This window comes from Vibrio sp. 10N.286.45.E10, assembly GCF_002874195.2.
Lineage (GTDB): Bacteria > Pseudomonadota > Gammaproteobacteria > Enterobacterales > Vibrionaceae > Vibrio > Vibrio crassostreae.
On sequence record NZ_MCWD02000003.1, the window covers coordinates 21,731 to 33,504 of the forward strand.

The window sequence follows — 11,774 nt, forward strand, 5'->3', positions numbered from 1 at the left end:
GTGAAACATCGCTTCATAGACGTGGACTATCATCAAAATTTCAAGCAAACGATAAAACAAACGTTTGCGCCATGAATGAAATACACTATTATCCACGCACTTTACCAACTCCTGTTCTGAGTATGATATGAAACTAAAACGCACTTTATTGGCTTCAGCAATGGCAAGCCTCGCTCTATTTCCATTTGCGAGTTCGGCAATGGAAAAAGCTGACCTGATGATTACCGATGCCATGGTTCTGACCATGAACCAAGACAAAACGGTTTATGAAAGCGGTACTGTTGTCGTCAAAGACAACAAAATCATTGCGGTGGGTGATGCTTCACTAGAGAAGCAGTACCAAGCTAAGCAAGTGTTAGACGTTGATGGCGATATCGTTATGCCGGGTCTTATCAATACTCATACTCATGTATCAATGACGGTTTTCCGTTCGTTGGCCGATGATGTGCCAGATCGCCTGCACCGCTACATCTTCCCACTAGAGAAAAAGCTAGTATCGCGAGACATGGTACGTATTGGGGCGAACCTAGGTAACGTTGAAATGGTAAAAGGCGGTGTGACCACTTACGCCGACATGTACTACTTCGAAGATGAAGTCGCAAAAACCGTCGATAAGATTGGTATGCGTGCCATCCTAGGTGAAACGGTGATTAAGTTCCCTGTAGCCGATGCGGCTAACGCCGAAGAAGGTATTAAGTACGCGTTGAACTTCATTGAAGAATATAAAGATCACCCACGCATCACACCAGCGTTTGCACCGCATGCTCCTTACACCAACACCACAGAGATCCTGCAGAAAATATCTAAGCTCTCTCTAGAGTTAGATGTTCCAGTAATGATTCACCTTGCAGAGTCACACCGTGAAGAAGAGAAAATTGCAGAACGCTCAGGTGGCTTATCTCCAGTTCAATACATGGACAGCATTGGCGCACTCAACAAAAACTTGGTGGGTGCACACATGATCCTAGTAGACGATCATGATATCGAACTGGTGAAGAAATCGGATATGGGCGTAGCTCACAACATGAGTGCTAACATCAAGTCAGCAAAAGGCGTATCACCTGCGCTTAAGATGTATGACGAGAACGTGCGTATCGGTTTAGGTACCGATGGCCCAATGTCTGGTAACACACTGAGCACGATTGATGAGTTCAACCAAGTCGCTAAGGTTCACAAGCTAGTTAATAAAGATCGTGCTGCGATGCCGCCGATCAAAGTGATCGACATGGCGACCATGGGCGCAGCAAAAGCGCTACACATGGAAGATAAGATTGGCTCTCTTGAAGCAGGCAAACTCGCCGACATCATAGTGATCGATACCAAGGCACCAAACATGGTTCCAGTGTACAACCCATACTCAGCATTAGTTTACTCTGCTAACTCGGGTAACGTTCGCCACACCATCGTTGATGGCAAGATCATCATGCAAGACCGCGACATGCTAACGGTAGACGAAGACAAGATTCGTCAAGAAGCACTCGATTTCACCAAGGTTGTTCGTGAAACGGTCATTGAGTCTGGTGAGGTTGTTCAATAAGCTCGCTATCGAATAGCATGACCATCTAAACGTAAAAAGCCCCGCACTAATTCAATTAGGCGGGGCTTTTTAAATCTTATTTCCTGTAACAATGAGTGCAGGGATCATTACAGTTTTTTTGCTCGGTATTACCAGAACACGTCTCGACGTTTTGCTCGAGCAATAATATTGTCTGGCATTCTCTGTTCCAGACCACTACGAAGCACAGTGATACGTCTGTGTTGTCTTTGGTCTGCCGTTACCGAGTTATACAACCAACGGTAAGCATCTTCATAATCCAATGGACTACCGTAGTCACGTAACAAGAGTTCAGCTAAGTGAATACTCGCACTTAGATTCCCCATCGAAGCCGCTTCACGTAGATACGGAATCGCACGCTCTTTGTCTTGTTGTACCAAAGTACCACGAGAGTAATAACGACCTAACTGCTCTAATGCAGCGGGTAAACCTTGATGTGCCGCGTTTTCCATATAGTAAAGGCCAAGCTCTACATCTTGTGGAACACACACACCCCAAGCCAACATATCGCCGTATAAAAACTCATAAGAAGGCAAGCTAATACGCGTTGCACGAGCAACGATATCTTCAACTAACTGGCACTTATCAGCTTTCACTCGCTCTAGATGTTGATTATTTTCGATTAAATTAATCAGTTCAGCTTCTGTATATATTGGAACGGGCTCTCCCACATCAGCCAAATTAGCATGACTCAAGGATGAGCTCAGCGCCATTATCAATGAAGCTGCTACAATTCGTAGCTTCATACCTGCACTCTATTATCTGTCGCTAAAGTTATCTATTGAGGGGTGCAGAGGATTTCTACACGCACAAAACAGGGTGAACTTCACTTTCCATGATATCTGTATCGGCAATAACCCTGATGGCTTTAGACAAAACTTGCCGCTAATGGGCAATATTTTGCCAGATGGCGTTCAAAAGATCACCAAAGACGGCTTCGTTTTCAAATTACAGGTACAAAAAAGCCGACTTAATAAAGTCGGCTTTTAGAAACGATTTAATTATCAAAGCACTTTAATTGTCAAAGCAATATTGATGCTGTGGTAATCACTCAGCGGGCATTACGCGCCGTATGGGTGAACCTTGATGATAGTTTCGTTACGATCTGGGCCAGTTGATACGATATCAATTGGAACGCCAGTTAGGTCTTCGATACGCTTAATGTAATCTAGAGCAGCTTGTGGAAGCGCGTCGATAGATTTAGCACCAAATGTGTTTTCAGACCAACCAGGCATGGTTTCGTAGATTGGCGTCGCTTCTTCAAATGACTCAGCAGCCATTGGAGAAACCTCTAGGATAGAACCATCTTTCATCTTGTAACCAGTACAGATTTTTAGTTCTTCTAGGCCATCTAAAACGTCTAGTTTAGTTAGACACATACCAGATAGAGAGTTGATTTGGATTGCACGACGCATAGCAACAGCATCGAACCAACCAGTACGACGTAGACGACCAGTTGTTGCGCCAAACTCGTGACCAACATCGCCTAGGTGCTTACCAACTGGGTCTTGCTTCTCAAGGCCATCGTATAGCTCAGTTGGGAATGGACCTGAACCAACACGAGTACAGTAAGCCTTAGTAATACCAAGGATGTAACCGATGTGACGAGGACCGAAACCAGAACCTGCAGCAACACCACCAGCAGTCGTGTTAGAAGACGTTACGTATGGGTAAGTACCGTGGTCGATATCTAGTAGCGTACCTTGAGCACCTTCGAACATGATCTTGTCGCCGCGCTTACGTGCTGCGTCTAGTTCGTCAGTTACGTCGATAACCATCGCAGTTAACATGTCTGCGTAGCTCATCGCTTGCTCAAGAACTTCTTCGTAGCTTACTGTTTCAGCTTTGTAGAAGTGCTCTAGTTGGAAGTTGTGGAATTCCATAACTTCTTTTAGCTTCTCAGCAAATGCTTCTTTATCGAAAAGGTCGCCAACGCGTAGACCGCGACGAGCAACTTTATCTTCGTAAGCTGGACCGATACCACGACCCGTTGTACCGATAGCTTTAGCGCCACGAGCGATTTCACGCGCGTTGTCGATTGCAATGTGGTACGGAAGAATTAGAGGACAAGCTTCAGAGATGAAAAGACGCTCACGTACTGGGATACCGCGATCTTCAAGAGGCTTCATTTCTTTTAGAAGTGCGTCAGGCGATAATACTACACCGTTACCAATAACACATTTAACGTTATTGCGTAGGATACCTGATGGAATTAAGTGAAGAACGGTTTTTTCACCGTCAATTACAAGTGTGTGACCTGCATTGTGACCGCCTTGGTAGCGAACCACGTATTTTGCATCTTCAGTTAAAAGGTCAACGATTTTACCTTTACCTTCATCACCCCATTGGGTGCCTAGAACGACTACGTTATTTCCCATCTTTCCAATTTCTGTTGCTAATTAAAAATGGATTCTAGCACTGAATCACACTTCTTGCAGTCACTTTTTGTCCATAAACGTTAACGCTGTACAAAAATAAACCAGTGATAACTGAGGGCGAATGTATGAAGATACTGATATCATTGCTTTTTTACAGACAAAAGGCAGAACCATGTCTCAATCAATTTGGCTCGCTATTGGGCTCGTACTTATTGTTGAAGGGCTCGGCCCCTTAATTGCACCCAATGGCTGGAGAAACATGGTCGCGCAACTGAGCGAACAACCAGACACACAACTGCGTCGCATTGGCGGCTGTCTTGTGGTGGCAGGAGCGGTTATCGCTTTCATGACCTACCGCTAGGTTTAGGTTTCTATAAGTAGAACGCTATTGAGCGCCTTCCCTCGCGCCCCCAATCGTAGACCTGAAAACAATAGAAAACAAAAAGGCTCCCATAATGGGAGCCTTTTAAGTTTTAACGCATTTTGCTTATTGAGCTAAGCATTCGCTAACGCATCAGCTTATTTCGCTGGAGCGCCGCTTGCTTGATTCATGTATTGGAAGAAGTCAGTCTTCGGATCCAGTACTAGAATGTCGCTCTTATCGCTAAATGATGTCTCATAAGCTTGCAATGAACGCATGAAGCCGTAGAACTCAGGATCTTTGCTGAACGCATCAGAGTAGATCTTCGCAGCTTCTGCATCAGCATCACCACGAGTGATTCGAGCTGTACGGTCAGCTTCAGCAAGAACTGTTGCCACTTCTAGCTCAGCTTGAGCACGGATAACTTCCGCTTTCTCACGACCTTGTGAACGGTGTCTACGAGCAACCGACTCACGTTCTGCACGCATACGGCGGTAGATAGATTCACTGATTTCATCAGGAAGGTTAATCTTCTTCATTCGGAAATCAACAACTTCAACACCTAAATCAGCCATCGCACTTTCTGCCGTTCCAGACAAAACGTTTTCCATGATCTTATCGCGTTCGCCATCAACTTCTAGAGCTTCTGCAGCCGCTACCGTTGTGACGACTTCGCTATCAGCAGAGTCTGGCAGGATGTCCTTATTACGAGGACCTGACACGATCTGCTTAATTTCACGAGAACCAATTTCAGAACGAAGAACATCTGTCACTTTACGCTCAAGAAGTGCTTCTGCCGTCATGATATTGCCGCCGCCAGTACTCAGATAAAAACGTCCAAAATCAGCAATACGCCATTTTGCGTAGGTATCAATTAGAACGTCTTTTTTCTCTGACGTTACGAAACGGTCAGAACGACCATCCATCGTTTGAATACGAGCATCAAGTACTTTTACGCGATCAAACAGTGGCAGCTTAAAGTGCAGGCCTGGTTCATAGATTCGTGATACGCCGTTGTCATCGAGAACTCGACCAAAACGAATTACCATGCCACGCTCGCCTTCTTGAATCACAAACAGTGACATCAATAGAAGGGCAATCGTCACAACTAATACAGGGATCATTAATTTACGCATTATTAGTATCTCCCTTGACGTGAACTGTCTGAACGAGTTTGAGTGCTAGACTTTGGATCCGCTTGTTTTTCTAATTCAATTTGATCGTAAGTTGATGGTGCTTTTGCAGGGCGAGTGCCCGACTGAGAACCACCTTGTGCGCCTAGCTTATCAATTGGTAGGTATAGCAAGTTACCGCTTGATTCAGAATCAATCAGGACTTTCGATGTGCTTGAGTACACTTTTTCCATTGTATCTAGATACATACGGTTACGTGTTACTTCAGGAGCTGCTTGGTATTCAGGTAGCAGTTTCTCGAACTGAGCTACTTGACCTAGAGCACCATTAACTGTGCGCTCTGAGTAACCCACCGCTTCTTTCTTCAAACGCTCAGCACGACCTGTTGCTTTTGGAAGAATATCATTTCGGTAAGCTTCAGCTTCACGTTCAAAACGCTCTTCATCCTCACGAGCCGCGATAGCATCATCAAATGCATCTTTCACTTGCTCAGGTGGACGTGCTGACTGGAAGTTCACGTCAACAATCAGAATACCCATGTCGTAGCTATCAATAATACGGTTCAACGTTTCTTGAGTGCTTTGACGAATCTGCTGACGACCACTTGTTAGGATACTATCCATTAGTGAGTCACCAATTACCGCACGAAGCGCAGAATCGGTTGCTTGGCGTAAACTGTCATCCGCATTAGTTACACGATACAAGTACTTGTATGGGTCAGAAACACGGTATTGAACACCCATTTCAACGGTCACAACGTTTTCGTCTTTAGTCAGCATGGTGCCTGACGCGCGTAGAGAACGAATCGCTTGAACGTTTACTAGCTGCTCATCTTTGATTTCATCGATGAAGCGTGGGTGCCAGTTAAGACCAGGTTCTTCGATACGGTCGAATTGACCCAGTCGAAGTACTACTGCTCTTTCTGCTTCGCCAACGGTGTAGAAACCAGCGAAGAACCAGATAGCAATCGCGATAACGGCAATGACACCAAAGCCAATTGCACCGCCACCACCGATAGATGGCCCGTTACCGTTGCCACCCTTTTTACCAAACTTGCCACCTAACTTTTGACTTAGTTTACTAAACACTTCGTCTAGATCTGGCGGTCCTTGATCTCGGCCGCCGCGATTATTTTTATTACCCCAAGGGTCATTATCGCGGCCGTTATTATCGCCGTTGTTATTATTTCCAGGCTCATTCCACGCCATTAGAAAGCTCCATCATTTGATATGACGTTATACTGTAGCAGTCTCTTTGGTAACGATAAAGTCACCTAAGAGCGCCCCTTCTCTTTTTTCAAGTTTAGACCAATCTATTTGTTGCATTCGGATATCTATCAACAAGTTACCATTTTCATCATACTCTTCTTGTTGAATACATTTCATCTCAAAGAATAAGCTGCGAATACGGCCCTGATGTTGATGTGGAATACACAACCGGAATTGAACCATCTGGCTAGCTAAACGCTCAGTTAAAGCTTCAAACAGCAGTTCAATACCTTCTCCTTCCATTGCAGAAACCCAAACAGCGCGAGGTGCGCCCTCTTCGTCTCTTTCAATTCGAGGTTTTTGGTCTTCCATGCAGTCAATTTTGTTCATGACTACAAGGGTTGGCACTTCATGAGCATCGATTTCTTCTAATACTTCATGAACAGCCTGAATGTTCTCACGAAAACGGTCATCACTGGCATCAACAACATGTAACAAAATGTCAGCTTCCTGCGTCTCTTGTAATGTTGCCTTGAACGCAGCGACCAAGTCGTGTGGTAGATGACGGATAAAACCTACGGTATCTGCGAGAATTGCAGGACCGACATCTGCCAAATCAATCTTACGTAGTGTTGGGTCTAAGGTTGCAAACAGTTGGTCTGCCGCATAAACACCCGCACTTGTGATGCGATTGAAAAGTGTTGATTTCCCTGCGTTGGTATAACCAACCAAAGAAATTGTTGGGATTTCAGCTCGATTACGAGCACGTCGTCCTTGTTCACGCTGCTTAGCGACTTTCGCTAAACGACGCAGTATTGCCTTTATACGGTCACGCAACAAACGTCGATCGGTTTCCAGTTGAGTTTCACCTGGACCACGAAGACCAATACCACCTTTCTGCCTTTCAAGGTGAGTCCAACCACGAATCAATCGGGTAGAGATATGACGAAGCTGAGCGAGCTCAACTTGTAGCTTACCTTCATGAGTTCGCGCACGTTGTGCAAAGATATCTAAGATCAAACCCGTGCGATCAATCACACGACATTTACACAATTGCTCGAGGTTTCGCTCTTGGGCAGGAGATAGGGAGTGGTTAAAAATCACAATTTCAGCACCGGTTAGCTGAACAGCTTGTGCGATTTCTAGGGCTTTACCTTCTCCAACGTAGTATTTAGGGAGTGGGGATTGTCGGCTACCAGTAATCACTTGTAACGTTTCTACCCCCGCTGAGGAGACCAGCATTTCACATTCACTTAGGTCTTCCCACTCTCCCTCTTGCGTGAAGTTGATATGAACAAGTACGGCTCGCTCGCCGGATTCATAACGGTCAAACAAGCAACCAACTCCTTATTACAGCGTAAGCTGTATCAATTGAACGATTAATCTTCAGTCTTCTCTGGACGATCAGATGGCGTGCGTTGCTCGCCGCTGTGGTGACTAACTGCACGTGCAGGTACCACAGTAGAAATCGCATGCTTGTAAACCATTTGGTTTACTGTGTTCTTCAATAAGATCACGAATTGATCGAAAGACTCGATCTGACCTTGCAGCTTAATGCCGTTGACAAGATAGATAGAGACTGGAATGCGCTCACGACGGAGTGCATTTAGGAATGGGTCTTGTAGCGATTGCCCCTTAGCCATTTTATTTTCCTTATTTGTATTTTGTTGTAATTATTTAGCTAGTGGTGCACAAAAAGGTGCGGCCTTTGCATCTGAGCTAAATGAATAAAAAAACTCCGTTGTTATTGAAAGGCTGTGATTTTTTAAAAGCCTCAATAACGGATCCTTTCCAGAGTATATTCACGCAAAAGCGATCACATTATACACAGCAATACTAATCAGATGCTATTGCATCTGAAAGAGTTTCTAACGCTTGATCAATGTTTTCGCTATCTAACCAAGTTAAATCATCCCAACTGCGCAACCAGGTGATTTGTCGCTTGGCCAACTGACGGGTTGCACAAACACCACGGAAAACCGCTTCGTCTAAATCACAATTACCGTCTAAATAATCCCACATCTGCCTATAACCAACGCATCGGATCGATGGCAGTTCAGGATGAAGATCTTCTCTGGCGTGCAACGCCTTCATTTCCTCTTCAAATCCTGCTTCTATCATCTTCTCGAAACGCAGCTCAATACGGCGATGGAGTTCTTTCCTTTCCTTGGGAGCTATTGCAAATTGTTTTACACGAAATGGCAGGCTATCGCCTTTCGTTTGAGTTAGCTCTGTTAATGTTTTACCCGAAATTCGGTAAACTTCCAATGCCCTTGAAAGCCTTTGTGGATCATTTGGGTGTATTCTTTCAGCGGATACGGGATCTATCTCTCTTAATTGATCGTGCAATGCCTGCCAACCTTGTTCGATAGATTCCGCTTCAATCTGCTTACGAATCTCTTGATCCGCTGCGGGTAATGGCGATAAACCTTCCAACAATGCTTTGTAGTAAAGCATTGTGCCACCAACAAGTAGCGGAATTTTGCCTTCCGCTACAATCTTATTCATTTCATTGATCGCATCACGACGAAAATCTGCCGCAGAATATGCTTCGCTTGGATCCAAAATATCAATCAAACGATGAGGTGCAAGTGCAAGCTCTTGCGCATCCGGTTTAGCGGTGCCGATATCCATGTCTTTGTAGATAAGTGCCGAATCGACGCTGATGATCTCTACTGGGTATTTCTGACGTAAGCGGATAGCTAAATCTGTTTTTCCTGACGCCGTTGGGCCCATTAAAAACAACGCTAAAGGTAATTTTTCAGTCATGATATTTTGTATTTGCTTCTCTGTTTTAGCGCTTTTTAGCAAAGGGCTTTGTGTCGCGACGTATTCAGCTAAAAAGACAAATGTCGTCGCGAAAAAATTAAACCGTAAACGCGGCTATAGTCGCTGAAAAGTCGATAGGATTAACAAACTCAGGATCATCTAATGGAAGTAGACCATGCCAAAGTTGTTCAAGTTCCCCAACTAGTTGAACCGCTTCAGATAAAGTGTAGTCGCTTTTTACTTGTGCGGTTTGAATCCCGATCCAGTTAACCAATGATGGCAACAGGTCACTGGAAACATTAGCCGAGTGATTATCGACAATCTGAGCATTTAATGAAGCCGCGTAAGATAACAGATCTGGGATCAGAATTTGTAAGTTTTGCTGCCTTAAAGGAGAAGGTACGCCCATTACCATTACCGCCTCACTGTTTCGCGCCTTAAGCTCAATCCCCAGTAATGCCAGTGTTTGGCTCAACGCCTTCGCAACTTCGACAAGCTCACTGCCAAGCTTAATCGATAAGGGCACCAATAGTGGTTGGCTTTTTAACGCCCCCCCTCGAGTATCAAGCTGACCAACAACACGCAACAATTCAGCCTTAGCCAAAGAAACCAACACACTGCCGTTCTTATTACCCATCACCAGATACTGACGTTCCACAATCGAGACGGCTTTGCCCAAGTCCGTTACAGGTGCTCTTGGCTTCGAGTTAACGGGATTCTGTTGGGCAGGCTTAGCTTCTGTTGGCGCTGTTTGTGCCACCTGTTCTTGAGGAGGGGTGAGATCCACGGTGTGCTCATCAAAGTCTGGCGTTTTTAAAAGCTCTTTATAGGCCTTAACTTCGCGCTTTGAGGGCGCGGGTTCAGCATGATGTTGGTTGGGTTCTTTTTCTTTTCTCGGAACAGGTCGAGACTCTATCCACTCTTGGCGAGGAGAACCGGTAAAACTGGTTTCACGAGCCGACGAGCCTGTGCTAGCTGAACTCATCTTAGTTGACGAATCTAAGTTGGTTGAAGAGCTTCTGCTAGACGATGAACCTCGGTTTTCTGGTGAGCTATAGTGCTGACCGCCATCATTAACGCTGTGCTGAGAGTTATCATAAACCTGCTCAGATTCGGCTTTTCTTGGGTAGGCTGGCGTCTGCTCAATCGCATGTCGCACTCTTTCAGAAACCTGCGATTGTTCCGAATGAGCTGGGGCATCGCTTACTGAAGCGCTAAAACTCGTCGTCTCTTCCACTTCAGGCACCGAACTATTCTGTTGATAATTAGGGGCTTCTGATTGGTGGAAAGCGGATTGATTAATAGGCGCCGCATCGATCTGCTTGCTCTGTGCTAAACCGTCACTCAATGCTTGGTAAATAAAGTCATGCACAAGGCGCGCTTGATGGAAACGTACTTCATGCTTTGCAGGGTGAACATTCACATCGACTTGATGCGGGTCTAGCTCAATGAACAACACATAAGTTGCAAATTGGTCTGGGCGTAGGCTGGTCTCATAGCTTTGACGAATCGCATGATTGATCAGTTTGTCGCGCATCATACGACCGTTCACATAGCAGTATTGTAGATCGCTTTGTTGTCTTGCTCCTTCTGGCGTGGTGATCCAGCCATGAAGTTTTAGACCTTGATGTTCTAGCTCAATCTTAAGCATATGACGAACAAAAGGATTGCCACATACCGCTGCGATTCGCTTTTCTGCTTGAACTTGTGTTTTGGCAGCGCGGTACTGACGAATCATTTTACCGTTATGACGGAGGTTGATCGTCACATCAAAGCGACTCAATGCGATGCGTTTAAGCAGTTCATCAATATGCGTGAATTCGGTTTTCTCAGTACGCAAAAACTTGCGGCGTGCTGGCGTATTAAAGAACAGGTCCAACACCTCAACCGAAGTACCAATGGGATGCGCCGCAGGCTGCAGTTTCACCTGCATATCACGGCCTTCACTGTGTGCTGCCCAAGCTTGATCTTGAGTAGCAGGGCGTGAAGTCATGGTTAAGCGCGCAACTGAACTAATACTCGCCAGCGCTTCACCACGGAAACCGAGGCTGACGATCGCCTCAAGGTCATCAAGGGTATGGATCTTAGAGGTAGCATGACGGCTCAGCGCCAAGGCGAGCTCATCTTTAACGATGCCCTTGCCGTTGTCACGAACGCGAATCATCTTAGCGCCACCTTTCTCGATATCGATATCGATACGTGTGGCACCTGAATCCAAACTGTTCTCAACCAGCTCTTTTACAACAGAAGCTGGTCTTTCTACCACTTCACCCGCTGCGATTTGGTTAGCTAATCGAGCTGGCAGTATTTTGATCGTCATATTTATAGCTACCTTACTGCCATTGATGGAAACATGTCTGCGTTAAAAAG

10 protein-coding genes are annotated in these 11,774 nt (G+C 45.3%); 2 read left to right on the plus strand and 8 right to left on the minus strand.

Annotation, left to right across the window (positions count from 1 at the left end; genetic code table 11):
- Positions 1-127: 127 nt before the first annotated feature.
- Positions 128-1,537, plus strand: coding sequence for an amidohydrolase (locus BCU34_RS21280; RefSeq protein WP_102478973.1), 1,410 nt, complete (start codon positions 128-130; stop codon positions 1,535-1,537).
- Positions 1,538-1,665: 128 nt separating this feature from the next.
- Here BCU34_RS21280 and motX read toward each other — a convergent pair whose 3' ends face one another.
- Both motX and BCU34_RS21290 read right to left on the minus strand, forming a co-directional pair.
- Positions 1,666-2,301: a flagellar protein MotX gene (gene motX, locus BCU34_RS21285; protein WP_048661600.1), complete on the minus strand. Its 636-nt coding sequence runs from the start codon at positions 2,299-2,301 to the stop codon at positions 1,666-1,668.
- A 315-nt stretch (positions 2,302-2,616) separates the two neighbouring features.
- A complete protein-coding gene (locus BCU34_RS21290) occupies positions 2,617-3,933 on the minus strand; it encodes an adenylosuccinate synthase (RefSeq protein ID WP_010434108.1) in 1,317 nt (438 codons plus the stop codon).
- Between the two features lie 172 nt (positions 3,934-4,105).
- Here BCU34_RS21290 and BCU34_RS21295 point away from each other — a divergent pair, with 172 nt between their 5' ends.
- Positions 4,106-4,294: a DUF2065 domain-containing protein gene (locus tag BCU34_RS21295; protein ID WP_010434105.1), complete on the plus strand. Its 189-nt coding sequence runs from the start codon at positions 4,106-4,108 to the stop codon at positions 4,292-4,294.
- Positions 4,295-4,452: 158 nt separating this feature from the next.
- Here BCU34_RS21295 and hflC read toward each other — a convergent pair whose 3' ends face one another.
- The 6 genes from hflC to mutL form a co-directional block, all read right to left on the minus strand.
- Positions 4,453-5,430 carry a protease modulator HflC gene (gene hflC / locus BCU34_RS21300; protein WP_102478974.1) on the minus strand — a complete coding sequence of 326 codons (978 nt, stop codon included), beginning with the start codon at positions 5,428-5,430 and terminating at the stop codon, positions 4,453-4,455.
- A gap of 2 nt (positions 5,431-5,432) precedes the next feature.
- Entirely contained in the window at positions 5,433-6,635 is a 1,203-nt protein-coding gene (gene hflK, locus BCU34_RS21305; protein ID WP_048661598.1) for an FtsH protease activity modulator HflK, read from the minus strand.
- A 27-nt stretch (positions 6,636-6,662) separates the two neighbouring features.
- Positions 6,663-7,970 carry a ribosome rescue GTPase HflX gene (gene hflX / locus BCU34_RS21310; protein ID WP_017059928.1) on the minus strand — a complete coding sequence of 436 codons (1,308 nt, stop codon included), beginning with the start codon at positions 7,968-7,970 and terminating at the stop codon, positions 6,663-6,665.
- 44 nt (positions 7,971-8,014) lie between these two features.
- Positions 8,015-8,278, minus strand: coding sequence for an RNA chaperone Hfq (gene hfq / locus BCU34_RS21315; protein WP_017059927.1), 264 nt, complete (start codon positions 8,276-8,278; stop codon positions 8,015-8,017).
- Positions 8,279-8,471: 193 nt separating this feature from the next.
- Positions 8,472-9,404 (minus strand): tRNA (adenosine(37)-N6)-dimethylallyltransferase MiaA, encoded by a 933-nt coding sequence (gene miaA / locus BCU34_RS21320; protein ID WP_048661597.1) that lies wholly within the window; start codon positions 9,402-9,404, stop codon positions 8,472-8,474.
- Positions 9,405-9,501: 97 nt separating this feature from the next.
- A complete protein-coding gene (gene mutL / locus BCU34_RS21325; RefSeq protein ID WP_102478975.1) occupies positions 9,502-11,724 on the minus strand; it encodes a DNA mismatch repair endonuclease MutL in 2,223 nt (740 codons plus the stop codon).
- Between the last annotated feature and the right edge of the window lie 50 nt (positions 11,725-11,774).

Coding starts and splice junctions, on each gene's coding strand:
- BCU34_RS21280 (WP_102478973.1), top strand. CDS start 128: ATGAAACTAAAACGCACTTTATTGGCTTCAGCAATGGCAAGCCTCGCT.
- motX (WP_048661600.1), bottom strand. CDS start 2,301: ATGAAGCTACGAATTGTAGCAGCTTCATTGATAATGGCGCTGAGCTCA.
- BCU34_RS21290 (WP_010434108.1), bottom strand. CDS start 3,933: ATGGGAAATAACGTAGTCGTTCTAGGCACCCAATGGGGTGATGAAGGT.
- BCU34_RS21295 (WP_010434105.1), top strand. CDS start 4,106: ATGTCTCAATCAATTTGGCTCGCTATTGGGCTCGTACTTATTGTTGAA.
- hflC (WP_102478974.1), bottom strand. CDS start 5,430: ATGCGTAAATTAATGATCCCTGTATTAGTTGTGACGATTGCCCTTCTA.
- hflK (WP_048661598.1), bottom strand. CDS start 6,635: ATGGCGTGGAATGAGCCTGGAAATAATAACAACGGCGATAATAACGGC.
- hfq (WP_017059927.1), bottom strand. CDS start 8,278: ATGGCTAAGGGGCAATCGCTACAAGACCCATTCCTAAATGCACTCCGT.
- miaA (WP_048661597.1), bottom strand. CDS start 9,404: ATGACTGAAAAATTACCTTTAGCGTTGTTTTTAATGGGCCCAACGGCG.
- mutL (WP_102478975.1), bottom strand. CDS start 11,724: ATGACGATCAAAATACTGCCAGCTCGATTAGCTAACCAAATCGCAGCG.